This window comes from Bradyrhizobium sp. CCGUVB23 (assembly GCF_024199885.1).
Classification (GTDB): Bacteria; Pseudomonadota; Alphaproteobacteria; order Rhizobiales; family Xanthobacteraceae; genus Bradyrhizobium.
Genome location: NZ_JANADQ010000001.1, coordinates 4,913,603 through 4,939,010, shown reverse-complemented (window position 1 = coordinate 4,939,010; position 25,408 = coordinate 4,913,603). Strand labels below are relative to the sequence as shown.

The window sequence follows — 25,408 nt, the reverse complement described above, 5'->3', positions numbered from 1 at the left end:
GCCCGACGACCTTAGCTCGAAAGGAGGAAGGGAGCACTTTTGGGTGTTATGATCGCCTGGTCGGCCAGTCCAATTGTGGCCACCGTTATCCCGCTCCTGTTCGGGCTGGTCGGAGGGGCCGGCAGCTTTTCACTGTTGAAGATGGACCTTGCCAAGCCGGCAGCGCAACAGAAGTTGCAGACCCTCGGCGCTTCGTTGCTCGCCTGCTGCTCGGCCTGTCTCATAACGCTCGTGATCGCCGTCCTGACAAGCGGGTACGTACGGCAGGTTATCGAACATGAAGCACGCGGATATCCACTCAGCAAGGAGCAGCTTGCGAACCCAGCGTCGGCGATTGATCGACTGATGTTACGAAGGAGACTGGTCGCGATTGGCGCAAGTGATTCGGAGATTGGAGGCATCATGAGCGCGGGTCCGACCGCGGAATTTCAAAACGGCGGCGGACGCCATTGGCAAGGCTGTAGCGGTGCTCCTTGCGGGCCATGATCAGTTGCAGACGCCAGACCAGCAGAAGGTGGATGCCGCGCCTGATTTTGCGCGGCTGGTCCTTTCAGCTCGCTACTTCGCCCTGCTCAATAAGGACATGGACCCGTCCACGCCGATCAGGGAGGAGAGCTTTCGGCTGCTGACGAATAAACTGTTTGAAATCGATCTGTCCAAAGCCCTACCGGTCGATCCCGCGACGGCCAAGATATTCACCGATCATCCGAGTCTGGTCGCAGCCATCAGAAACCTTTCCGAAGCTTTGGCAAAAGGCCCGCTCGCACCCGATCTCAGCCTGCGGATATCGAATATGGACGATCTGATAAGGTTGACTGCCGCCGTAGCTCCGAGCAGCAAGCCAGGGAACCAATCAAAGTTCCTCACGGGATTCTCCGAGACACGCGAATGGACGTCAAAATAAGAACCCTCAGTAACGTAGCCGCGCATCCTAAAGCTCGGTGGCGAGAACCACCCCTATCGCGCCGGCTGGTTGAGCAGGGGCCATAGGCTCGACATATCGTTGCCTATGCGGATGCGGATTTGAACTTCGAGGGCCGTGCAATCGCTCACACGGCAAGCTCCGCCGCCGCGCGTTGCATATTGGAGGACATGTCGCCGGACACGACAGTCTGCTCCTCAATCGCGTCGGCGCTGCTCGCCACGAACTCGCTAACGCTATCGATCGCGGACCGGACGCCGTTCAGGGTGGAGACAACCTCCTCGGCAATGGCGTTCAAGGAGGTGATCTCGTTCGATATTCTGGTGGTGGCTTGCTTGGCTTGGTCGGCAAGGTTCCTGACCTCGCCCGTGACCACCGCAAAACCAGCTCCGGCCTCACCGGCCCGCGCACATTCGATCCTCGCATTCAAGGCGAGCAGGTTGATCTGGCCGGTGATGTCTCCGATCAGCTCGACGATGCCCTCCATGGCGTGTGCCGCCGCGTTCAGACGGTCCGCCTGAGTATTGGCCGACTGCACTCGGCTGACAGCGAGGTTTGCTGCCTCCTTCGATTTACCCATGGTTTCGGAAATTGTGCGGATCGACGTGCGCATTTCCTCGCTGCCGGCTGCAACGGATTCGATCAACGAGCGAGCGCGCTCCGCACGCCGTCGAGCGAGAGCCGCCTCGGTGACGTCGGCGGCGTATTTGACCACCTTATATGGCTTGCCATTGAGGTCGAGAATTGGGTTGTAGGACGCCTGGATATAGATTTCCTTCCCGTTACGACCGACGCGCCGGTATTCGCCGGTCTGGTATTCGCCGCGGTTGAGACGCGCCCAGAAGTCCCGATAGGCTGCGCTGTTGCACTCGTCGACCGTCATGAACAGGCTGTGGTGCTTGCCCTGGATCTCGCGGAGCGAATATCCCACCGACTTGAGGAAGTTCTCGTTGGCGGCGATGATTGCGCCATCCATGCCGAATTCGATGACGGCCTGCGACCTGCCGATCGCCTCGATCTGTCCGGACGTATCAATTGCCTCTAGCTTCTGGCTGGTCACATCGGTGGCGAATTTCACCACCGCAAAAGGCTTTCCCTTTTCGTCGAGAACGGGATTGTAGGATGCCAGCATCCATACTTCCCGGCCGCCCTTGGCAATTCGTCGGAATTGCCCGGTCTGGCATTCGCCGCGGTTGAGCCGCGCCCAGAATTCCTGGTAAGCGGCGCAATCGCGCTCGGCCGGATCGACGAACATGCTGTGGTGCCCGCCTTCGATTTCGGCGAGCGTGTATCCCATGGCGCGGAGGAAGTGTTCGTTCGCGCGCTCGATCGTCCCGTCGAGCTTGAAAGAGATCACGGCCTGCGAGCGGTCGATGGCCGCGACCTGGCTGGCATCCTCCATGCTGCGCATCTTCCGCGCGGTGATGTCGGTTGCAAATTCGATGACCTTCGAGGGCCGTCCCGTAGCATCGAGGATCGGATTATAGCAGGCCCGTATCCAGACCTTTGCGCCGCCTTTTGCGACGCGCTCGTATTCAGCGGCGAGGCATTCACCGCGGTTAAGCCGGGCCCAGAACTCGCGATAGCGGGTCGAGTCTCGCTCATCTGCGTCGACGAACATGCGGTGATGGTGGCCCTGGATCTCCGACAGGGCGTATCCCATCATTTTCAGGAACTTTTGGTTGGCCGTAATGAGCGTCCCGTCCATCCGGAATTCGCTGACGGCCTGCGACCGGTCAATGGCGGCCGCCTTCTCCAATTCACCCTGTTTGAAAAGTCCGAACATTCCTTGATGTCTCCTGCAATTTTCCTCTGGCTTCGAGGAGGTTGAATAAAACGCTGGACTTGCGTCCGATACGTCGGAGCACCAGGCGGTGCCAGTATAGCCCTACGCCGCCAATTCCGAGATCAACGGCAGAGGGCAAGCCCGTGTCGCTAGCGCGAACGAACCCTATGCCGTGGCAGGCAGAATCAGGACGAGGCGGTCGACTTCCTTGCCATCGAAACCAACCGTCGCGGGCTCGGTAATCGGCGTGCGCCGGCCATCGAGCTGCCTTTGCTGAGTTCGATCTTCGCGCTTCTCTACTATCTTCTTATTTTCCGAATCAAGAAGAAAATGACTTCAACGAGACGGCGTCTCGCAAAGCACGCGCGCAGGAAATGTGCAGGGCCGATTCGCAATCCGCGTATATTCGGGATCTTCATATCGACACCCAACACTCTTCGATGGCTCAGGCAATGGCGAGGGCCAGCGCCAACCGCAACCGGATTGCCTGACGAAGACAGCCTCTCCACCAAAGCTCGTCGCACACCCTGGAACAAGGGTAAGCTGATCGGAGCGAAACCCCCGCTGCGGCCAAACCAAGTCTGGTCGATCCGAACCCGGCTCCTGATCGAACGACGGACCCGCGATCTGGCCCTTTTCAACCTTGCGATCGACAGCAAGTTGCGTGGTTGCGACGTTGTCGCCTTAAGGGTCGAAGATATCGCTCCGAATGGCTATGCGGTCGATCGTGCGACCGTCCGGCAGAAGAAGACTGGGAGACCAGTCAAATTCGAGTTGACAGATCAAACTCGGCACGCCGTTGACGACTTCTTGAAGGAAGCCAGCAAGAAGCCAGGTGAATATTTGTTCACTGGGCGCCGTGGGCACGATCGGACAATGACAACCCGCCAATATGCTCGCCTTCTTGCCGACTGGTTGGCAAGCATCGGGCTTGACCCGAGGGTTTTTGGCACCTACTCCTTGCGCCGGACTAAGGCAACGCTGATCTACCGCCGCACGGGGAATTTGCGAGCCGTGCAGCTCCTGCTCGGTCACACCAAGATCGAAAGCACGGTCCGTTGTCTCGGCATCGAGGTTGACGACGCGCTCGCGATTGTCGAACAAGTTGATGTCTGAACCACTAGGGCGGAGCGGACATGCTCTGCCCATCGGCCATCAGCCACTTCGGGCCGATGGATTAAACCGCTCGCGCGGTAAATGCCGCGAAATGCAGGCACTGGCACCTTACTCACAAACCTCAAACACGGCCATGATCTAGGAAATTACGGAGATATGCCTCGGAGCATTGCTCGGCTCACTCACCGTCGTCGGGCTCATGTATTGTTGTCAGGGGGAATTGGCTTCGTTCTGTCCTTCGACTTTGACGATGTGATGAAGCTGCCGCGCTAGAGTTCTAAGGCACTCACTAGTTCAACATCGCTATAAGCGTCTACTCCAACTACCCTGACGACAACTCCCTTGGTCGAGAATACCAAATCACCGTACACTACACTTAAGTCTTCCGCAGTGATTTCCACCGATTCGTTATTGCGCCGCGTTACCTTCCAAGTGTGTTGAACAACGCGATTCGTTGTTTTCCTTGCTTTCACCGTCTTCCTTGCTTTTGCCACGCTCAATCTCCTGCCGCTCTATACTGCCCTCATATGACGTTCTCTAAAGAACAGCAACGGCCTGCCCGCAAGTTATTCATCGAGGAATGCCGTCAGAAAACCTGGCGGGCTGCCTGCAACGCGGATTTTGTCGGGGCACAGCTGGGAGTGGAAGGAAAGCAATGGCCAACCGTAATTATTGACTGAAACGACCGCTCGTAAAATGGCCAACGCCACGGCAATCAACTCCAGGAACCGCATAAGTGCCATTTCCACCTTCGCTATGCGTGATGTCGCACTCAGCTCCCATCCTTTGTCCCATTGTCTTGGCGTACTCCGGATTTCTCGTGGTGCAGACTTCTTGCTTAGCTGTTCCGGTCTACCCTCGACAGCCGAAATTCAGCCGGACGGCTGAGCTTGTCGGTATGGGCCATAAACTGCCATTGAAGATGAAGGCACGATTCGATCCTGACCTGCTTTCTTCCTGATGTCCCAAAGTCCATCTTGGTTGAAAAGACACGAGAGGCAGCGAAATGCTACCGGCACCAATCACTTATTGCTTCTATCGTTGTCATGGGCTCTGCCCTCACACTTGGGTCGTCGCGACTTTCGCAATCATGATGGCCTCCGCTCCACTGCAGGCTTCAACAGCACCAAAAATGTCAGCGTGCGGATACCTCGCTGGTCTAATTGATAAGGCACCGCCATCAGGGCCGTTGTTCCTGCCCAGCTATCCGACCGTCGAATCGGGGCCTCTGCATGGCGCCGCCTACCTCTATGACAATGCGGTAGCCGCCATCGCATTGGTCGGTTGCGGTGAGCAAGACAAAGCGCATCGGATTGGCTCGGCGATTCTCTGGGCCATCGACAACGACCGCATCTGGCATGATGGACGGCTCAGGAACGCCTACGCCGCGGGTGTGGCGGCGAATGGCCCCGTCAAACTTCCAGGGTGGTGGGACAATACTCAGAACAAATGGTTAGAGGATCGATATCAGGTGGGCAGCGATGTTGGTAACATGGCATGGGCCATGTTGGCGTTGCTGTCGATTGATGATGTGAACACCGGCTCTCGGTTCCGCGATGGTGCAGCACGGCTTGGCGCCTGGGTCGCGCAATGGGCCGATAAGCGCGGTACTGGCGGTTTCACGGGCGGTACGTTTGGGCACGAACCGACGCCGGAAGTGCGGACGTGGAAATCGACTGAACATAATACTGACCTCGCCGCCGCGTTTGGCCTTCTTGCGATCCGTACAGGCGATTCGCGCTGGCGTGATAAGGCAACGGCTGCTGAGCACTTCGTAAATACGATGTGGGATCCGGCATGCGCCTGTTTCGGCGCAGGGACAGCTGAAGACGGCGTCACGCACAATCCGATTTTGGCTCTGGATGCTCAGATCTGGCCTTTAACAGCGCTTCACGGAGCGGCCGGGAAATTTGCATCAGCAAAGACGACCGCCGAACAGCGAATGAGTGTCGGTGGGGGCTTTTCTTACGGTGAAGACCGGGACGGTGTGTGGACCGAAGGGACGGGCCAAATGGCTCTCTTGATGAAATTGCTCGGCAGGACTGAGAGGGCAGAGTCGTTGATCGCTGTAATCGAATCCCGGAGGTCGCCCGATGGTGGGTTCTATGCCACGACTGTCCGCGAGTTACCGACTGGGTTCGTGTTGGACACCGACCCGACCAAGCCGCGACTCTATTTCCGATTGTCACATCTTGGCGCAGCTTCGTGGGCTGCCCTCGCGGAACGTGGGTTCAATCCCTTTACGATGACAAAAGGACTTCCGTAGTTGAGCCGCAGCGCTTCTCGTCTCGGCCTTTTCGGTCCTTTTTTGATTTCGACATGTCCGCAAAGGGTCTTGGCCGTGTAAAAACGGCCTTGCAGGGCCGTCAGTCTTGAAGCCAAAACTGGGCCGGCCTCAGGCCGCGATCGCGGCGATCAGCGGCCTGATCCCGAGGATATTCATTGCTCGGGTCAGATTATAGGCCAGAACCGAGAGGGCCATCTCGGCGGCTACCCTTGGGAGAGTTTTGGTCAGGAAGTGCGTCGCTCCCATGCGTGCCTTCATCGTGCCGAACGGATGCTCGACGGTCTCGCGACGAAGGCGCATAGCGAGCGGGTTCGCATCGAGCCGCTGCTGCACGGCGTCGAGCAGATCCTCGTGCTCCCATCGCGTGATCCGTCGCTCTGACCCGGGCGTGCACTGGGGTTTGATCGAACAATTCTTACAGGCGTTGGTCCAGTAGCGCCGTAGCATCTTGTCGGATTCTTCGTTTGTATAGCGATACGGCAATCGCTCCCCGGCCGGACAACGATAGGCGTCTTCCTCCGGCAAATAGACAAAGTCCTGCTTACCGAAGCGTCCGTCCGACTTGGCGCCCGAAGTCATCGGCTTGGGTAGAGTTACTGTGATGCCGGCCTCGTGGCAGGCGAGGATCTCCGGGCTGCTGAAGTAGCCGCGATCGGCAACGGCCCCGAGCGTCTCAGTCTTCAGAACAGTCTTCGCCTGCCTGGCCATATTGGCAAGTTGTGCCCGATCTGAGCCGCTGTTCGTCACCTCATGCGCGATGATCAGGTGGTGGTCGGTATCGACGGCGACTTGGACATTGTAGCCGACAACGCCGGATCCGCGGCCACTGGTTGCCATTGAACGGCTATCCGGATCGGTCAGGGAGATTTGCTGATCCGGCGAAGCAAGCATCTGCTTCTCGTAGGCAGCAAGCTTGCCCATCTCCCCCTTCAGCTTCGTCAGCTTCTCGGTAAGCCTCGTCACCTTCGCCGCCAGCGCCTTCGCTCGGCTCCTGTCGGTCGGCCGTGTCAAGTTGGCTCAGATAGCGCGCGACGCTCTCCTCCAACTGAGCACGCCGCCGCTCCACCTTCGCGCGCGTGAAGTTCCTGTCCCGGTTGTTCACAGCCTTGAACTTGCTCCCATCGATGGCGACGCTCGCCGTCGTGAGAAGACCCATCCCGCGGCAGAGCTCGACAAAGCGCGCACAGACCTTACGCAGCCCCAGGCTGTTGTCCTTGCGGAAGTCCGCGATCGTCTTGTGATCGGGAGCAAGCCGACCCAGCAGCCACATCACCTCGATGTTGCGTCCGGCCTCTCGTTCCAGCCGCCGGCTTGACTGCACCCGGTTCAGATAGCCGTAGATGTAAAGCTTCAGGAGAACCGAGGGGTGATACGACGGCCGGCCAGTCGCCGCCGGCGTAACTCCACCGAAGCACATCTCGGCCAAATCAAGCGCATCGACAAACTCGTCGATCGCGCGAACAGGGTTGTTCTCGTCAATGAAATCATCGAGGCATTCAGGCAGGAGCATCCGTTGCCCACGATCCGCCTCCTCAACGAAGCGCCTCATCAATTCCCCCTCAGAATCACGGGAGAATCATAACAGCGGTACTGTGTTTTCACACAGCCAGGGTCAAAGTGCGACCTCAACCTTTGAGCCCAAGATGTCCGGCTCTACCCTAAATCGAGACATCGTAGCCTTCGAAAAAGGCCTTTCAAGTCGGATTACAGAAGGAATCGTCACCGCAGGCCCGAGACCGGCATCCCGCCTTCGGGATCTCCGGACTCGGTGAGCAACGCGAGTAGAGCCCGGTCAGGCACCGTCTGACGCGCCCTTTAATCCGGACAAGCCCCCATTTCCGATCATCACTCGGCGACGGCCCAGCGCGACACATCTCCTCGTTCGGTCGCGCAACCTCGGCTTGATCCGGCCTTCTGGCGCCGTCCGTCGGCTTGTGGCCGCAAGTGCTGGCGCACTCCTCCACTGTCGTTCCGGTCGCAAGCGATGCGGCCGCCTCCGTCGTCGCGATGGCCTCCCACAAGCCGCGGTTGGCGCGGTCGAACCAGGGGAGGAAATGATGAACGAGCTGTCGGTGCGCGAACTGATGAAATTGGCAAGGGCCGAACTATGCGGGCTTGCAAACCGTCTCACACTGTCACTGCCGGCCCGGCCGGAGCAGTCGGCAGAGCGCACAAGGACGCTGCGTTACATGCACGATATACGCCGGGTGCTGGATTGGTACGACCAAGCTCCCAAATAAAAAAAGAGGCTCCGCCTGACGGCGGAGCCTCCATTCTCGACAACAGAGTCGTCGAAACGCACGATATCACGATGGACGCGGCGCCTGTCTTGATGACTTGCGTGCACGTGGGGCCTCCGGTTTGGATTCGGCGGCCGGCGGCTTCTTGACCTGCCGCTGCCAAACCAGCGCCGCTTGCTCATCCCCATCGGAGGGAAACAGTGCGGCATTTATGGAGGTCGGCAGGGCAGGATCGTCCAGCATCACCGAAAGATAGCGCCGCCCCCGATCGCTGCTGCGTGTCCAGGCCGCGCCTAGCTCGAACGCCATTCCGCCAAACTCATGAACGATGCGGTAGTCAGGTTCCTTCTCACTCGTCTTTTCTGACGGGAGAAACCTGACATCCGTCCGCTGGAGCGTAAGCGTGGTGATCTCGCCCGCGTAAGTATCCAGGTCTGGATCGTAAGAAAAATTGCCGATGATCATCGCGAAGTCCCTTCTGTTGGATTGAGCCGGGATGGCTTGTTGTCCATCAGTGTCGGGATTCACGCTGCGTAATTCAATCCTTGAGAGCCTGCGGTCACGATCATTCCCGAATGGTGACGCGCGATACGAGGGATTCCGCGCTGGTAGAGGATGTCGCTTGGCGGCGAGTACCGCGAAACGATAATCTCGAAGCCAACCGATTCCTTCCTCGATCTAAAATGGTGATCTCAGATGAGGTGGCCCGATCCGTTAACCGCTCGCTAGTTGTGGCGTTGCGATGGTCTCGGGGACGATCTCGTCATGAGCGATGATGATGACGAATTGCAGCGCCTCATCGAGACTCGTGAACTCGTTGAAAAAGCGACGGCTGGTGCCAACTATTGATCGGGACGCCTGTCCGAAGCATTAGTCTGTTTGAATCACGCGTAACGTAATGCCTTGTATTCATTGGGATCGGCGTTTGATGAAAGCCGGCTTAACCAAACAGTTAGCGATGTCCTAACCGGATTTTAATCCTGCTCGATTATGCTTCAGCCTCATTTTCAATTTTTATTTTTTTTGTTTCGCTGCGATGGAGATTTGATGGCTGCATTTGTGCGCCTCTGCGCTTTGCTTTGCAAAAGCTCCCTTCAGCCATGAAAAACAGAAACCACATTGGTTTGTCGTAGCCGCCCTCATGGCGGTTTTTATTTTGCTTCTGCCGACGGCGGGCCGCGCGCAGGAAGTGATGACCTATACCTATCAAGGAACCGCGCTAAGCGGCGGCACGATTTCCGCATCATGCCCCAGCGCTGCCAGTCTCGGCATCGTATCGGCAATCGTGAGCGGGACCGTGCTGCCCACAACACTGGGTTCGGCATCCGCTGATATAAGCCTTGGCGGGATTACCCTGACCAATACCAGCGCCAATATCTCCCTATCCTCGAGCGGACAGGTCACTCAAAGCGTCCTGTCGGGCGGTACCGCCAGCATCGGCGATGGCGCCACGGTCATGTCGATTTACCTGGTGACAGGCGGCACGGCGTCGGGAGAGGACCAGGTCAACATCTTCGTCTCTGCGCTCAACCCCGTTACGGGCCAACCGCAGCCGACGTTATGCTCCTATATATCGGCGGGACCCGGTAGCTGGAGCTTCTCCGGCGCGCAAACCACCTCGACGAACAATCTCGGCAACGGAACGCCGGGCGACGATCTCTCGACGCCTTGTGACGGCGGCAAGGCGCCTTCCTCGAATGTCTATGATCCGATCAATATCTTTACCGGCAACCTGTTCGAAACGGAAACCGATCTTACCTGCGCCCCACATACGGGCATCAGCTTCACCCGTTATTACAACAGCCAGGATGGCGGCGGCCTTGTCATGGGCATCAAATGGCACAGCACCTGGCATAGGGGGTTGAGCGTATCTGGAAATACGGTGACGGTCACCCGCGCCGACGGCGAGCAGGACGTGTTCACCAATACCGGTGCGGGTTTCGCGGCCAACGCCAACGTCACCAACACGCTTGTCGCCAAGACAAACGGCTATGCGCTGACGCTCTCGAATGACAATGTCGAGACCTACAATGCGGCGGGGCAGCTGCTCACGATCACCACGCGCGCGGGGCGCGTTACGACTCTCGCCTACGATGCCGCCGGTCATCTGACCAAAGTGACCGGCCCGTTCGGGCATGTGATATATTTCACCTATGACACGATGAGCCGCGTGAAAACGATGAAAGCGCCGGACGGCGGCATCTATGCCTATGCCTATGACGCGCACGGCAACCTCGTCTCGGTCACTTACCCCGGCGGCGCGAAACGCCAATACCAGTACGGAAACGCCACTTTCCCGAACGCGCTGACGGGCGTCATCGACGAACTCGGCAATCTCTATACCTCGATTGCCTATGACGGCCAGGGCCGCGCGGTGACGAGCGGTCACGCGAACGGCGCGGAGCTGGCTTCCGTGGCCTATAACAATGGCGCTTCGACTGTCACTGACGCCAACGGCAACCAGTATACGGTAAGCGGATCGAGCCAGTCTGGCCTGCTGCAAGCCTCGGTTCTGACCGGCGCGCCGGAGCCATCGTTCGGCGGCCAGGCTTTCAGCTATGACGCGGGTGGTTTTCTGGCGGGCAGGCAGGATTTTGACGGCAACATCACCGCCTATACCCACGATGCGCGCGGCAACGAACTGTCGCGCACGGATGCCTACGGCACGCCTTTGGCGCGCGTCACCTCGACCACATGGCTTTCGACGTTCCATTTGCCGAATCGCATCGTCGAGCCGACGGGCCGCACCACGACATTCACTTATGATGCGCGCGGCAATCTGCTGACCAAATCCGTAGCGGCGGGCGGGCTAACCCGCAGCTGGACCTATACCTATAACACAATGGGGCAAGTGCTGACCGAGCGCGATCCGCTCGGCCATGTCACGGCCTATGCTTACGACGCGATGGGTAACGTGGCGAGCATGACCGATGCGCTGGGCCACAAGACCGTCTTCACCGCCTATGACGGCGCGGGACGTTTGCTATCCTTTAGGGATCCGAACGGCCTTGTCACCACAATGACCTATGACCTGCGCGGCAATCTGCTGACCCGCACCGCGGGCGGCGAGAAGACCAGTTTCGCCTATGACGCCGCAAACAACCTGATCCGCAAGACAGCGCCCGACGGCTCTTACATCACATACGTCTATGACGCGGCGCATCGCCTGACACATACGGTGGACGCGCTGAACAACCAGTTGGCACTGACACTGGACGGCAATGGCAACCGTACCAGCGCTGCGCTGTTCGATCCTGCCGCCCATCTCGCGCAGACGCGTTCGTTCGGTTACGATCTCGTCAACCGCCTCATCCAGGAAACCGGCGCGCAGAATCAGGTCACCCGCTATGCCTACGATCCCGAAGGCAACCTGACCGGCGTCACCGATCCCCTGAGTCACACGACCGCCTATGCTTATGACGCGCTCAACCGCAAGACTGCGACCACGGATGCGGCCAACGGGCAGACCAAATTTACCTATGACGCGCTCGACCATCTGACAGGGGAAACCGATCCGCGCGGCCTCGCCACCGCCTGTGCCTATGACGGGCTGGACGACCAGACGGCGACGACAAGCCCCGATACCGGTTTGAGCGTCAAAACCTATGATGCGTTCGGCAATATCGCGACCTCGACCGATGCGCGCGGCAAGAAAACGACTTACACTTACGATGCGCTCAACCGCGTGACCAAGGCGGCCTATGCCGATGGCAGCGCCGCTGTTTATCAATATGACCAGGGCACGAACGGCATCGGCCATCTGACGCAGATGGCGGACAAGACCGGTACCACGCTGTGGTCCTACGACCAGCATGGCCGCATCACGCAGAAGACGCAGAAAAGCGGCAATGCCGAGCTGACAACGCAATATGCCTACGACACCGCCGGACGTCTGGCCGCCATGGCTTACCCGTCGGGCAAGAAAATAGCCCTGTCCTACGACGCGGCTGGCCATGTCAACGGCATTGCCAAAAACGGTGTGTGGATTGTCTCGAACATCGCCTATCGCCCGTTTGGCCCGGCGTCGGCCTGGCGCGAAGGCAACGGCGCGGCGTTGGTGCGCGCGTTTGACGCTGACGGGCGCATTGCCGCTATCGGCCTCGGTGCGACCGCCAAGCAGCAGACGGCGCATATGCTGAGTTTTGCTTACGATCCCGCTAGCCGCATCACAGCGATGACCGAAACCGGCGAGCCGGATCAGGCCTATGGCTATGACGCGCTCGACCGGCTGACGGGCTATGTGGCCGGAGCTGGTAATGCCGGGCAGACCATCACCTACAACTATGACGCCGACGGCAACCGCACGGGGCAGAGCGCCACAGGCGGCATGACGCCGGGCGCGATATCCTATGGCTATGCGGCCAACAGCAACCGGCTGCTGCAAACGAAACAAGGCACCGGCCGCAGCGAGAAAACGTTTGAGCTGTCTTATGACGCGACCGGAAACTTGCTCTCCGACGGCATCCATGAATGGACGTACGACGCCAAGGGCCGGATGGCGAGCGTGACGCGGGATATTAGGGGTCTGCGCGATAACGAGCGGATCGAGAGCTTCCTTGCCACGGATTACGCGGTCAACGGGTTGGGGCAGCGTGTGGCCAAGCATCAGGCCATCGCGCAGAACCTGACCGAGCGGCACTATGCCTATGACAATGCCGGGCACATGATCGGAGAATATGACCGGCTGGGCCGGGTGTCGGAAGAAACCATCTATCTCGGCGACATCCCAGTCGCCGTGATGCAGGGCAGTGCCAAAGATTGCGATGGCTGGTTCCGCAATCAGGAACGGGACGACATTTTCTATATCGCGTCTGACCAATTGCAGGCGCCGCACATCATCACGGACAGCGAGGGTAGAGAAGTCTGGTCCTGGCATCACGATCCGTTCGGCAATGGCCAGCCCTCGTCCACTGTGGAGGGTTTCAGCCTGCTGAGCTATGACCAGCGCTTCCCTGGCCAAACTTACGACGAAGAAACCGGCACCAACTACAACATGGCCCGCGATTACAATCCGGCAACGGGCCGGTACATCCAGTCCGATCCTCTCGGTCTCGCTGCGGGGGTGAATACTTATGGGTATGTCGGAGGGAATCCGGTTAACAGAATTGACCCAAGAGGGCTGCAGGGAATTCCACCGCAGATCGAAGAATTTGTGGAAGAAGAAGGGCCTGCATTGGTCGAAGAAGCTCAGGCCGAGCTTCAACAGTTAGAAAATTATTTCACGTCAAATCCGCAAAATGCTGCCAGTGCTGGAAGGTTGCAACAGCAGTTGACGTGCGAACAAGCGTCGGCGAATACGGCAAGCAATGGGGAATTGACCCAAGAAACACTCAATATGTCGACGCCGATTAAAGGATACGGCCCAGGAGAATTAGGCAATCCGTCAATTCCTTCCAATTTTGGAAAATACACGACACAAGTGTTTGACACTCCTTACGGCCCAGCTCAGACTCATTTCTATATGGATCCGGCTACGAATGAAGTTCTCTATTACCCAGATTACAAGTCGAAATTTCTGCCATGACTGATCGTCCCGCACGTACCGAAGAAGAAATCGAATCCAGGAAAAAAGTGGTTTCCTTGGCCCAAGATATGCTGGGTGGGAAGCTACCCTTCCTAGAAGGGGCCAACCCTTTATATGGACTAAGCATAAAAGTTGGTGGCGTCGAAGTGTCTGATCCTGATTTTATGGTCTTCACTGGGATCGCAAGCGATTCAGACCACTTACCCCTCGAGAAACAGCGCCAATATTGGCAGCCGGAAGCGCTAAAGCGCCTTGAGCCTGAGATTAAACAAAAGAAGAAAAGGCACGCCTGGTTGGCACGGCTGCATGTAAAAATCTGATTGCTAGATTCGGCAAAGGCTAGACTTTTTCCAGAATGGCTTGTTCAGGGAGTGCAGGCAATTGCCTGCCGCCAAAGGCAGGCCATGACCCAACACATCAGGAATGCTCCATGAGCGGAGTAAAGGTCTTCGTCGTATCGCAGCAGCTCGGAGAATCCGACTAATAAATATCTGGCGGGCGCGGCTAGTGTGTGGCCCCGGTCGCGGCTGCGACTAGAGCGTGGCCTCCCGTTTGGAGGGCCGCCCAAAGTCCCTGGTCAGTAGAAAACTGATTCCAATGTTCGCTAGCCTGGCTTCTACAAATCCTGGCCACTCAATAAGTCGAATAGAGAATGCGAGACTAAGCGCATTTGACCGGCGATCAAATCAAAGCCGACCTCACCGACTAAAACATCTCTATCGTCGAGAGCCTCAGATTGGCACCAGGAACGCAAGTCTCCCGTTAGTCCCCGTGCACGCGCGAGCAACCTCGGAAAGCTCGCCTTGATGCCGGGTGATAGTTTCTCGAGGAGAATTTTGCGCATTCTTTCGTACGCCGCGTCGTCTTGCTTGAGACGGCGAATGACCGACGGTATCCAGTGAGCAGGACTTTCCCACAAATCTCCTCCCAACTGGTTTACGGCCCACTCCAAGGATTCTACGAGACGGTCCTCCGGTGTGACCGTAGACATCAGCTTGAATGCGACCGGGATAGGAAGCTGCGGTTGACCTGTAAGCCGCGAGCGCAACGTTTGCAAAGCGGTGGACGACGGCCACCCCTCGCATAAGCCCATGATCGCTCCGTCGTCGCGCGGATTTTGGTCGAGATTTCGGCTTAGCTGATCTTCGAGACCTTTATCCGACGAAAAATTACGGCCAAGCACCTCGCCGGCAGTTATGGCGGTCGAAAACGTGTCCCAATTCGTATTTCCACTATAGTGGAGTCCGCTAAGGCACACTTCACGCAGAAGCCCGCTGTTGGGACGAACCCGCTCGACGAAACGAATTGCTGGCGCGGGAACACCCTTCGTTGAAGATTCCACCAGGCTAAGAGCAAACGTCGTCATGGCCTTAGACAAGGCGACATCGTTGCCAAAAACGTCGAAGAAATTTTCGCGTTGAACACCAAGCGCGCCAAGAGCCTCGTCATTTCCTCCAAGACCTTCGACGATCGACGCCCACTCCGACGCCACCAATCGTAACAGTTCGCGATGTTTGTTCATGCCAATGCCATGAACATCCGAGAACTGCTCCGACTTCAAAAGGTCCAATCGCTTCGTCACGATCAGTGCGGACAGAGCCGCTTGCCGGCGCGCGTCCATTCGTGGACCTATCGCGTCTAGCTCGCTAACGACTTTGCCGATGTATTCGGGGTCGATTTGGCCCGCATCTCCATTGATTTGCGCGAGTTTAATCGACGACTCGATTACGATTTCACCCGATTCTTCTCGGCAGGCCGTCGAAATCAACGCACGGCTTTCTGTGTCTGACACCGCTCTCGTTGAGAGCGCTTCAACAATCGCAGAGCGGATGCCTAAATCGAGAGGCACGGCCGCGTCCAACACCAATCTTCGCATTGCGCTGCTGTCAGAAAACACGGCGGCGACAGTGCCGATGGCACCGGATTCTCTCTTCAGCTCACGTTTGGCCAGCTCTACGACACGTTCGTCGCCATAGAACGTCCAGATTACCTCGCGAATCTCGTTTCCTAATACGAAGCGATCTTCGTCATAGCCCCGAGCAATCACACAGTCGACCGCCTCACGATCTGACGCATCAATGCCCAAAACGCGAAGTCCCTCCAGGGCAAAGTCAGCCCGAATTCTCTCTTCTTCATTGGCAGAAACAATCTCCAGCAATAGCTGGCGGCAACGCGCCTTGTCGGCCATCACCAACGGCAGCACATGCGCGATATTTTGACGCCTTTCGATCGGCTGCTCGGCAGCTTTGTTAAGAGTCGCGTTAACTTCGGCGTCCGCCGCGCCCCAGAGATCAACAAGCGCCGAAGCTGCCCAAAATGCGAGGTGCTTCTCCTCGACACACCTTAATAGAGCAGCTTTGAACTTTGGGGTCGCACCGACACGCGCAGCGTGCGAAAGCGTGTACCCATCGTCTGGTCGATGTTTGATCGCCCAGCTTTCCACCGCTGGAACTACAATCGGATCGTCTTTGAAGTGTTCGGCGAGGAGATGGAAGTCATCTCTGTCGAGGACGCAGTGCGGATGTTGCTTTGCAAAATCGCGTGCAATCAATTCGGCGACCTGACGATCGCCTGGAAACCCCTCAATTAACAGCCCAAAATCCGGCCTGCGACGCCGAACATATCTTACTCGCTCGTCTTCCGGCGCCTGCAGAGCAAATTGACGAAGCTTTTCTTGTCCCGCCCATCCGGCAACCAAGGCTTCATCAAGGAGGTTATTCAGCGTGTAGTCGTCGCGGCCAGCAATTTCGGTCAGAAGGGAGAAGTCATCATCACCTTGCTTTCCCAAAGCGACGATCCCGCGAACTCCGGTGATGGCGATCAATGGGCTTTCCGACTCCCGCGCCGCACCCAGAACCTGTTCGGTCTTCGGATATAGCGGCCAGCCTCGCCAAAGCGCTTCGAGTGCAGCGGCGGCAGCGCTAATATTGGGCGGGTCAGCGATCAGTGCAGAAAGGCGTTCCGCCATCTCTGGTCGAGGACCATATCGCCTTGCGAGCGTGCGCGCCGCAGCCTGAGCCGCACCGTAATACTCATCGTGAAGGCCACGCCAAAGTACGGGTTCAATTGCGGGATCATCGGGCCAGATTCCAATTGCTTCGAAAGTTTTCTCCAAACCATAGCTGGTCCATCTCGGAAACCATTGACGGAGCTTACTCGCTATTTGGGGACCTAAGGTGGGCGAGGAAAGCCCCTCGATAGCTTGAGTGACCAAGACATGACGTACTGACGGCCATCGCCCAAGCTCGATTTGATCGAAAGCCTTGTCGGCTAAACGAGCGGCCAGTTGAGGCGTCTTTTTGAATTCCCCGAAGGTTGCTTCAGCGAGCAGGATATCCCTCGATGCCTGCGTCGAAATATCACCGTCCACAGCCTCAATGAGTGCGAGCATGCGATCGACCTCGGCGGGTCGTTGCAACTTGTGAAGCAGACAAAGGATTGCTTCCCTCCAGCGCGGATCGGCTGCATGGGCGCCGACGAACTGTAGCTGCTGGTCGAACTCCAAGCTTGCAAGATGCACCGAGGACAGAAATTCTTGAAATACGCGGTGAAAAAAACCGACTTCGCGCGACGACTTCTTGACGAGAATTCCGATATCTTCCTCACCTAACGTCAAGATGGTCCGGGCCGTTTGATTTGCATCCGCTATCGACGCGCCAATGCCCTGAACGAGGGATCGGCTTATGACGCCGATAGCGCGGTCGCTCTCAATCGCATCCGGTGAAGCGCCTTCCTGACCGCTGTGGATGGCGTAAGCGAGTGCGGCAAGTGCCATTTCTCGCGTTGGCGGGTCGAGAGCATAACGAGGAGCGCCCGCGAGCGCTGCTTTGTCCCTCGCCGTGGGATGCAGTTCAAGCAGGAGTTTTGTAAGCTCTTCATACGCCAGAAAACGGTTGCGAGGTAATTGCAAACGGGCCTGCTTGAGAGCGATCAGGCCGGTCAACAAAAGAGGCGTCGCCGCAAGCTGAGCCATAGGCCCGTTACGCTGAAGCTCCTGGATGAACGCGATCGCTTGCCGCCGACCTCTGCCTCGCTCTCTCCCTCATTTTCACCATCTGGATTCAGATGCGCGAACCAGGTCTTCGCCAACGCGGTCTGCTGCTCTGCCGAGAAAGGGGCAATTTCAGAAACTCGCCATGAACCGTCAAGGCCAGCGATAAGTCGAAAGCCGTGAGGCCGACTGCTCATAATGACGGGAATAGAGTGTCGTTCCGTAAATGATTGTAAAAGACCGAATGCCGTGTTCGCGGCGGTCTCATTGTCCCATTCGTCGATACCATCGACGAGCAGGAACAAGCGCTTGTCGTCATATGCCTTTCGTACAAGCGCTTGAAGGTCAGGCTCATCCTGTCGACGAAACCATGACTCGATCGCATCAATGAGCGAACAACGATCCTTTTCCGCTGAAATCAGTTTGGTCCAAAAAGCGAAAGAAACCCAAACAGGCAAGAAATCGGGAAATTGGCGCCTCACCGCAGCAAATTTTGGGCTCTCGGACAACATGTCCAGCGCGAGGAACCGGAGAAGCGTACTTTTTCCTGCGCCGGCTAGTCCGAGTACGATGTCGTGATTTGCCTTCGCGATCCAATCTTGCGCGGCGATACGCGTCTTTTCTTTCCGCGGCGTGTCTTCCATACGAGCGAGAAATGGCGTTCCCCCTATCTCGCTCGATACAGAATCGGTTCGCGCCATCGATCGTTGCGTGGTCGGCGCGGTTCTTCGGCGAAGATTTCGGTTTGCAGCGTCAAATCGGGTTCGATGAAGCGGTCCGATAGTTGAAGCTGCCGCTTGTCACCCGTCGGCGCCCTCAGCAAGCTTAAAACGCCGGGGTCGACAATTGTAAAATGCGATATATAGCAAGCACGCAGCTTGCTCTTGAGCGTACGAAACTCAGATGGCGTGAGCCGCTTGGCGACGGTCTCAGCCGCACGTTTTCCGCAAAAGCGCTCGACCCACGCGAGGCTGAAAAAGTCGTAAACGATCTCAGGCTGAGATTTTAGCCGGAGGCTGATTTCCTCTCCGTCCATCGGCTGAAAGTCGATGCCTTTTTCACGCAATAGGGCTGCGCATGTTTCGATCTTATCTTGTGCATCGGTCGAACGAAGGCTGGCCTGAACGCAAAGTGCGAAGCGATCGCTTTTCTCTGCCCAAGGGCCATCAAGAAATTTCTTAACTGCTTTTTCAATGTCGGCGGGACCGAACGATTTGTGGCGTTTGCTTTGCCAAGTCGCATATTTTGTCGTCGAAGTTCGACGAACATAGATGTCAATGCCGCCTTGCTCCTGACCTTCTGTTCCGTAGAGGCGGCAATACTCAACGTCGCCATCTGATTTTGCCAGCCGATGGCACAATCGCTCGAAATTCTGCCAGCTAATTTCGCCGAAGGGCAGCTCTTGAGCAAGCGTATCAACTGGCGGCGTGATCTCGGCGGCGTCTGGTGGCTCAAACACCCAGGACGGATTTTCACTCGTGTCGATTTGCTGGGCACCCTTCATTGAGAAACCTGACGCAAGGGACCAGCCATCAGCTCATCCCAGGACGGCCGCTTTACTTCCTCCTTGGGTACGCAGATTGACAATTGATGCTGCCATCGGCCGAGGCCTTTGACTTCGAGATCCACGCGAATGGGCAACCAGTTGTTGGTGGGCGCGTCGGCGAGCAGCTCGATTCCGAACACCCGTTCGATACAGGAGAGAGGCGTGTACTGTCGGCTGTAGAGCGGATCGATATAGGGGATCGCGGCCTGTCGGATAACCTCCAGTTTCAGGAACTGCTCAAACCAGGGTGAGCCGGCGAACAGCCGGAAGTACTCGGCAATGCGCGTGCCGAAGTCCTTGTGAAAGGGACTTTCGCCTTTTTGACTCGAAAGGTACGTCTCGATCTTTTGCGGCAGCGCATCCACGCCGGACACGAGGGCGATATCGCCGCTCTCCGTCAGCATAAGGTCGTGCTTGTCTGAGAGAGCAAGGTCTGCGGCGAGGTCTATCGCGCGGATGCGCTCGGCACCCATGGCGACGGGAAACGTTAGCTCGTAACGGCCACTTTGCCGTTTCTTGACGGCTGGGGCTCCGCTCATGACGCGCCCATCGCCGAGGCCACTCACCAGAACATATCGATCCATCGGCGGCGTGGTGTCATATCGTGCTATGAAGGTGAGCAGGGCGTGAAGATCGCCATCGACGAAATCCTGTAGATGAAAGCTCCACTCCGACTGGTCGGCACCGATCAGTTCGCCGCAGAAAACAATGTCAGGGCCGATTGCAATCAGTTCGTTGACAGGTTGACCTCTCCGAACGCCCTCACGATGCCGCCTTTTGCAGTTGTCTTCGTGCTCACGCTTCATTGCGCGAAGCTCGTCAGCCGCGTAGGTGACCTTGTCGTTATCGATCAGATCGGCATGGTGACTGCACAGCCAAATGCCATTGGAAAAATTCCTGCGCTCGTCAGGCGTCATAGATGCCAGATAGCGCGGGCCGCCCGGCGCGGCGGCGTGGATATGAGCGGCCTTTCCGGTCACGCTGACGGCATCGGGAGCTTCTTCGCTCGGCCCGGAAGTCGGCCTTTGACAACCCCGAAATGAGCAGGTGTAGCCGGCGCGAATTGCGAGGGCTTGCTTGGTCTTGGACGAAAGTTCGTCGCGATTGCTCATCCGGGAAGGCCTCCCATATAGTTCGGAATGAGCATAGAACGATTACCGAACATTCTCAACGGCTACAGTTCAACCCACCCCCGAATATTCGATATACGCTCGTTATTTCAGTCGCTTAACTCAAGTTCCATTGCGCTTAATTTGTCGTGACATTGTCTGGCAAAATATGGTATGATGTTGCTAAGGAGTGAAAGATGGTTCAGCGCACAACCCGAACGGAAAAGCTCGATTTGCGGCTCAGTCGGGCGGCAAAGCAGACCTTGCAGGCGGCGGCTACCGCCGAACGCAGGTCGGTCAGCGAATTCGTGCTCGATTCCGCGCTGAGCGTTGCCGAGGAGCGGCTTGCTGATCGGCGGATCTTCACGCTTGGCGCCAAGAGCTGGGATGCGTTTATCGCCGCGCTCGATGCGCCCCCCCGCCGGCATGCTCGCCTCGAACGTCTCTTTCGCGAACCCTCCGTCTTCGATGTCAAAAGTGAATCGTGACCGGTTCGCTCCGTATCGAAAAGCTGGATCGCAATCACGCGGTTGAACCCTTCACCTGTGGCCAGCCTGAACTCGATCGCTTTCTGATCCGGCACGCCCTTCAGGCCCAACAGTCAAACTCATCGCAGACCTATGTTGCCGTAGCAGACCAAGAGGTCATCGGCTTCTACACCATTGTAGCCGGGGAAGTTCATCACGCGAACGCACCAGAACGAGTCGTAAAAGGCATGCCGCGCCATCCGATCCCACTCCTGGTGCTGGCGCGCCTCGCCGTTCATACTTCAATGCAAGGGCGCCGCATCGGATCTGGACTGCTGCTCGATGCGCTGGGGCGAACGCTGCAAGTAGCCGATGTTGTCGGCATACGCGCGCTCGCCGTCCATGCGAAGGACGACGAGGCTGCGGCGTTCTATCGGCATTTCGGGTTCGTGCCGTCGCCAACCGATCCACGCCATCTCTTCATGATTATCAAGGATATTCGTCTGGCAGCGGGACAACCGTAACCAGGGCTGCCCCATCTGCGCTGAAGCGAGGTGCGGACGTGCTGCTCGAATGCTGGCAAACGGAGCTGCGCTCGTGGCCTGCTTTCAACCCATCTTAAATCGATCAGAACCAGCGGCGATTATCTCGCGGTAGTGATCGATCTCAAACACGCCGGACGAACGGCGGTAAGAATCCGTTCGTTTCCCTCACGCATCTCACGCAGTTCCGGCAACCTCTTGGTCGAACCATAGAAGTAACGAAACGCCTGGTCTCGGGTCAGCTCATCAACAAAAACGACAAGCTGTCGTGTCCGCTTCGGTTTGGCGTTATGTTTTCGCATGATCTCGCCGGCAAGCTGGAGGCGATGACCGTTATGGACGAGACGATCCAGCATCGCGTCGGCGAGCGTGGGATCCCCGATAACTTCGTGCCGCGCCGCACTCCACCGGCTCTATCAGCAGAGGCTGACGTCAACCCCTTAGTCTGTTTCGCAGTGCAAGCCGGTCGGCGACGAGGTTGTTAAGATGCAGCACGGCTGGTCGTCGTCTTTGCGCCAATCGCCTAACCAGCGCCCGCGTGCCGTCCAGTACAAAGACACCGCAATCATAGTCGTTCCGCTGCTGGGTCATGCGGACCGGCTCCAGACGAGCACTCAGCCGTTGTGCGAGCATTGCTGCACGCTCGCCGTTTTGTCCCCGGTTAGAGTCGTAGTGATAGGCAACTGGAATCTCCCGATCGCGACGATCAACGAACAGCAGCGACCAGTGGGTGCCCCGGAGAACAGGATCCGAAGCACTGGCGTTGTTCACTGGCACGAACAGAAAGTCGGCTGTATCGTTACCATTCACTTCTACAATGCGCTGGAAGGCAGCGAGCGTCACGCTCGCAGAACCCAGGCGCAGATGATAGTGGGCGACGAGGGGATCGACGAGCCGCGTCCGGGCGGCGAGGTCGGGATTGTTCCGCTGCAAGTCCTGCATCAGCAGTTCGTAATCCCGCAGAATATGCTGGTCACCCAGCCATTCCCTAGTGTCGAGCACCCGCCCGCTGCGGTCGGGGGGCGGCGCTTTCGACGCATCGGAGGTCGTGCTCGGAAATGCCGGCGCATAATGAGCATCATCTCGCAGTTCCTGCGGGGTGGACGGCAAATTGACGGGATAGCCAACACCGCGGAAGAAGTCTGACGACGGATGCGCTGAGGACTGGCCCGCTAATCCGGTAAGCGTCGCCCATACGGCTTCGGCTGGATCGTAACTGACCGTTTGCGACCCGGCAGGCTGATCGGACCGCGACGACGGCCCCGACCATGGATGGTCCCACCCGGCGGGTGCCTGCCCTCCAGCTTGGTCCGCCTCATGCCAAAGCTGCTCCTGATCGTAGCTGACCGTCTGCGACCCGGCAGGCTGATCGGGCTGCGACGACGGCCCCGACCATGGATGGTCCCACCCGGCGGGTGCCTGCCCTCCAGCTTGGTCCGCCTCGTGCCAAAGCTGCTCCTGATCGTAGCTGACCGTCTGCGACCCGGCGGGCTGATCGGACTGCGACGACGGCCCCGACCATGGATGGTCCCACCCGGCGGGTGCCTGCCGTCCAGCCTGGTCCACCTCCCGCCAGAGCTGCTCCTGATCAAAACTTCCCGCTTGCGACTCGGCAGGTCCCCACGGCCAATCCGCCTGCTCAGGGGGGTGCAACCCCAGTGCCTGGTTCGCCTCAACGAGTTGTTCGTACTTCCGAAGCTCGTTCAAATCTCGCCTTAAGTGCCAGTTGTTAGTGGCTCCCGCGTAGTCCCGAGCATCTTTCTGCAGCTCACTTTGCTGGCGCTCGCTGCCGTTGACCCGGCCAGCTATGGGCTCCCTTTGCTCCCTTCGGAGCCAGTCACTGAGCCCGCGAAGACGGCTGGCCCGGTCATTGGTAGGCATCCTCTGCCTTGAGGTCGATTTTCCAAGGTCGTGTAAGGCTTGCCTGGTCGCGTCTTCGATGAGGCGCGCGTCGTCGGGATAAGGATCCAGCGTGCGAGGTCCCATGACGCGGGGGCCGGGCCCGAGTTGTTCGATTTCTTCGCCGGGTCCGAGCCTTCGGAGATGAGTTAGCGCCGACCTGAGGCGGTCCGAAGGGTCGCCCCCTTTGTCCCTATACTCCAGGATATCGTTGTTTATTGACTCACCGCGGAACCGAGAGGCCAATGGGGCCTTGTCATTTTCAAAGAGCCAATTAGCAAGATTCTTAAGATGGCGCAGATTTCGTTTGATGGTCTCTGTGGGAACCTGAGCCCGCCTTACTGCTGCCTCGAACCTCCCCAGCAGCTCCGCGTCTTCGGAGTGAAGACCCACGACGACACCGCGGCCGCGTTTGAAATCGATTGGTTGTCCGGCATAGGCTGCCCGGAGCTTTCTCAACGCGCCAGCGATATCCCGATTGCCATAACTCGCCACATCCGCATCCAACGAACCATCGTTAATCCGGCCGATCATTGGCGCCCTGTCGTTCTGACGAAGATAGGCGCTCAAGTTGCGCAGATGGCTTGCAATATTCGTGACAGTGCCAGGGGTCATGCCGTCGCGATCGGCTGCGCTCCTGAAAATGGAAATGAGCTGCTCGTCTTCCTCGTGGGGCTGGAGCTCGCGGCCGCGTCTGGTGAAATCGATTGGTTGTCCGGCATAGGCTGCCCGGAGCCTTCTCAACGCGCCAACGATGTTCGGATTAGTGCAAGCATAACTCGCCGCATCTTCATCCAACGACTCTTCGTTAACACGGTCGGCCATTGGCGTCATCTCGTTCTGGCGAAGATAGGCGCCGAAGTTGCGCAGGTGGCCTACCGTATTCCGAACAGTGGAGGGGTTTCCGCGGTCCTGCTCGGCTGCGCTCCTGAAAATGGAAATGAGTTGTTCGTCATCCTCGTAGGGCTCGATCTCGCGGTCGCGCTTGGCGAAATCAATCGTTTGTCCGGCACAGGCCGCCCGCAGCTTTCTCAACGCGCCAATGATGCTCGGATTAGTGCTAGCATATCTCGCCGCATCCGCATCCAACGAATCGTTGTTAACCCGGTCGGCCATTGGCGCCATCTCGTTCTGGCGAAGATAAGCGCTCAAGTTGCGCAGATGGCTTGCAATATTCGCGACAGTGCGAGGGTTCATGCGGTCCCGCTCGGCTGCGCTCCTGAAAATGGAAATGAGTTGTTCGTCATCCTCGTAGGGCTCGATCTCGCGGCCGCGCTTGGCATAATACACTTGAAACTCTGTTGAAATGTCCACGTCCGACGCCGAGCCGCTGGGCGACTTTTTGCCGCGACTTCCCCCAAACGCTTTACCACCAACCACTGACTTAAAGCGCGACCACAGTCCCCGGCTTTTTTTCTTCTTCGTGCGCGCTACAGGCTGCAGTTCCGATGGCGCCGTATAGCGCGTGCTGCTGAACAGCCCGTCCTGCAAGTCAGACGGCGGCGCGTCGCCACTCGAGCTACGAGCACGAGGCAGGTCGACGCTGTAGCGCGTGTTGTTGAGCCAGTTATCCCGTGTGTTGAATGGTGACGGCAACCGCATCGAACCGCCGACATCAGTGCGCTGGATTCTTCCATGCGCCTCTGCGGGGCGAGCAACCGGCGAACCAGCATCAGGCGAGCTCCCTTCTGCGGAACTCTCATCAGAGGATCTGAGGTGCAGATCGCTCAGCTGCTGCTCAAAGCCCGCTTGATCCGCCGGCACGTTGTCAGCTTCTTGACTTGCCCGCTGCCGCTCTTGCAAGGCAGCGTACTGGTGCATCCAGGCGCCCGTATTGAATGGGTCGCAATAGTTGGGTTCCACGCCACTCTCCTCAGATGGGGATAGTTGTTTTTCACAGCCTCCGAAACGAAGCTCGGACGACGGGCCGGAGGTCCAGCTTGAGCAAGCCGATCGTTGAGGTCAAAACCAGAAACAAG

Annotated in this window: 18 protein-coding genes and 2 pseudogenes; 9 read left to right on the top strand and 11 right to left on the bottom strand. The window is 57.9% G+C overall.

Going from position 1 to position 25,408, the window contains the following annotated elements:
• Positions 1-39 precede the first annotated feature (39 nt).
• The gene (locus NLN62_RS22845; RefSeq protein ID WP_254110293.1) at positions 40-486 is read left to right on the top strand and encodes a hypothetical protein; all 447 of its coding nucleotides are present in this window, start codon (positions 40-42) and stop codon (positions 484-486) included.
• Positions 467-904: a hypothetical protein gene (locus NLN62_RS22840; RefSeq protein ID WP_254110292.1), complete on the top strand. Its 438-nt coding sequence runs from the start codon at positions 467-469 to the stop codon at positions 902-904. Before NLN62_RS22845 ends, NLN62_RS22840 begins: the two co-directional genes overlap by 20 nt.
• A 145-nt stretch (positions 905-1,049) precedes the next feature.
• Here the strand turns inward: NLN62_RS22840 and NLN62_RS22835 are convergent, their stop codons facing one another.
• Positions 1,050-2,708, bottom strand: coding sequence for a PAS domain-containing methyl-accepting chemotaxis protein (locus NLN62_RS22835; protein ID WP_254110291.1), 1,659 nt, complete (start codon positions 2,706-2,708; stop codon positions 1,050-1,052).
• A gap of 483 nt (positions 2,709-3,191) precedes the next feature.
• On the opposite strand from NLN62_RS22835, the gene NLN62_RS22830 reads away from it, so the two are divergent.
• Entirely contained in the window at positions 3,192-3,824 is a 633-nt protein-coding gene (locus NLN62_RS22830; protein ID WP_254110290.1) for a tyrosine-type recombinase/integrase, read from the top strand.
• A gap of 269 nt (positions 3,825-4,093) precedes the next feature.
• Here NLN62_RS22830 and NLN62_RS22825 read toward each other — a convergent pair whose 3' ends face one another.
• Together NLN62_RS22825 and NLN62_RS22820 are read right to left on the bottom strand one after the other, a co-directional pair.
• A complete protein-coding gene (locus tag NLN62_RS22825) occupies positions 4,094-4,318 on the bottom strand; it encodes a hypothetical protein (RefSeq protein ID WP_254110289.1) in 225 nt (74 codons plus the stop codon).
• Positions 4,319-4,390: 72 nt separating this feature from the next.
• Positions 4,391-4,558, bottom strand: a complete 168-nt coding sequence (locus NLN62_RS22820; protein WP_254110288.1) for a hypothetical protein — start codon at positions 4,556-4,558, stop codon at positions 4,391-4,393.
• A 455-nt stretch (positions 4,559-5,013) separates the two neighbouring features.
• Here NLN62_RS22820 and NLN62_RS22815 point away from each other — a divergent pair, with 455 nt between their 5' ends.
• Complete coding sequence (locus NLN62_RS22815) at positions 5,014-6,090, top strand: hypothetical protein (protein WP_254110287.1); 1,077 nt, start codon at positions 5,014-5,016, stop codon at positions 6,088-6,090.
• 129 nt (positions 6,091-6,219) lie between these two features.
• Here NLN62_RS22815 and NLN62_RS22810 read toward each other — a convergent pair.
• Positions 6,220-7,660 (bottom strand): annotated as a pseudogene (locus NLN62_RS22810) (IS1182 family transposase).
• A 508-nt stretch (positions 7,661-8,168) separates the two neighbouring features.
• Here NLN62_RS22810 and NLN62_RS22805 point away from each other — a divergent pair.
• A complete protein-coding gene (locus NLN62_RS22805) occupies positions 8,169-8,351 on the top strand; it encodes a hypothetical protein (protein WP_254110286.1) in 183 nt (60 codons plus the stop codon).
• A gap of 66 nt (positions 8,352-8,417) precedes the next feature.
• On the opposite strand, the gene NLN62_RS22800 is transcribed toward NLN62_RS22805, so the two are convergent.
• A complete protein-coding gene (locus tag NLN62_RS22800) occupies positions 8,418-8,879 on the bottom strand; it encodes a DUF736 domain-containing protein (protein ID WP_254110285.1) in 462 nt (153 codons plus the stop codon).
• 613 nt (positions 8,880-9,492) lie between these two features.
• Here NLN62_RS22800 and NLN62_RS22795 point away from each other — a divergent pair.
• Positions 9,493-13,875 carry an RHS repeat-associated core domain-containing protein gene (locus tag NLN62_RS22795; protein ID WP_254110284.1) on the top strand — a complete coding sequence of 1,461 codons (4,383 nt, stop codon included), beginning with the start codon at positions 9,493-9,495 and terminating at the stop codon, positions 13,873-13,875.
• Entirely contained in the window at positions 13,872-14,195 is a 324-nt protein-coding gene (locus NLN62_RS22790; RefSeq protein ID WP_254110283.1) for a hypothetical protein, read from the top strand. Before NLN62_RS22795 ends, NLN62_RS22790 begins: the two co-directional genes overlap by 4 nt.
• Positions 14,196-14,491: 296 nt before the next feature.
• On the opposite strand, the gene NLN62_RS22785 is transcribed toward NLN62_RS22790, so the two are convergent.
• The 4 genes from NLN62_RS22785 to NLN62_RS22770 are packed head-to-tail and all read right to left on the bottom strand — an operon-like array spanning position 14,492 to position 20,524.
• Positions 14,492-17,848: an NACHT domain-containing NTPase gene (locus NLN62_RS22785; RefSeq protein ID WP_254110282.1), complete on the bottom strand. Its 3,357-nt coding sequence runs from the start codon at positions 17,846-17,848 to the stop codon at positions 14,492-14,494.
• Positions 17,815-18,567 carry an NACHT domain-containing NTPase gene (locus NLN62_RS22780; protein WP_254110281.1) on the bottom strand — a complete coding sequence of 251 codons (753 nt, stop codon included), beginning with the start codon at positions 18,565-18,567 and terminating at the stop codon, positions 17,815-17,817. The genes NLN62_RS22785 and NLN62_RS22780 overlap by 34 nt, the downstream gene beginning before the upstream one ends.
• Positions 18,534-19,370 carry a restriction endonuclease gene (locus NLN62_RS22775; protein ID WP_254110280.1) on the bottom strand — a complete coding sequence of 279 codons (837 nt, stop codon included), beginning with the start codon at positions 19,368-19,370 and terminating at the stop codon, positions 18,534-18,536. The genes NLN62_RS22780 and NLN62_RS22775 overlap by 34 nt, the downstream gene beginning before the upstream one ends.
• A complete protein-coding gene (locus NLN62_RS22770) occupies positions 19,367-20,524 on the bottom strand; it encodes a hypothetical protein (RefSeq protein WP_254110279.1) in 1,158 nt (385 codons plus the stop codon). Before NLN62_RS22770 ends, NLN62_RS22775 begins: the two co-directional genes overlap by 4 nt.
• A 194-nt stretch (positions 20,525-20,718) precedes the next feature.
• Here NLN62_RS22770 and NLN62_RS22765 point away from each other — a divergent pair, with 194 nt between their 5' ends.
• Entirely contained in the window at positions 20,719-21,009 is a 291-nt protein-coding gene (locus NLN62_RS22765; RefSeq protein WP_254110278.1) for a DUF1778 domain-containing protein, read from the top strand.
• Positions 21,006-21,512, top strand: coding sequence for a GNAT family N-acetyltransferase (locus NLN62_RS22760; protein ID WP_254110277.1), 507 nt, complete (start codon positions 21,006-21,008; stop codon positions 21,510-21,512). Before NLN62_RS22765 ends, NLN62_RS22760 begins: the two co-directional genes overlap by 4 nt.
• A 299-nt stretch (positions 21,513-21,811) precedes the next feature.
• Here the strand turns inward: NLN62_RS22760 and NLN62_RS22755 are convergent.
• Positions 21,812-21,922 (bottom strand): annotated as a pseudogene (locus tag NLN62_RS22755) (ATP-binding protein); the annotation flags it as partial.
• 40 nt (positions 21,923-21,962) lie between these two features.
• On the bottom strand, positions 21,963-25,292 hold the full coding sequence (locus NLN62_RS22750; protein ID WP_254110276.1) for a Ulp1 family isopeptidase: 3,330 nt from the start codon (positions 25,290-25,292) through the stop codon (positions 21,963-21,965).
• Between the last annotated feature and the right edge of the window lie 116 nt (positions 25,293-25,408).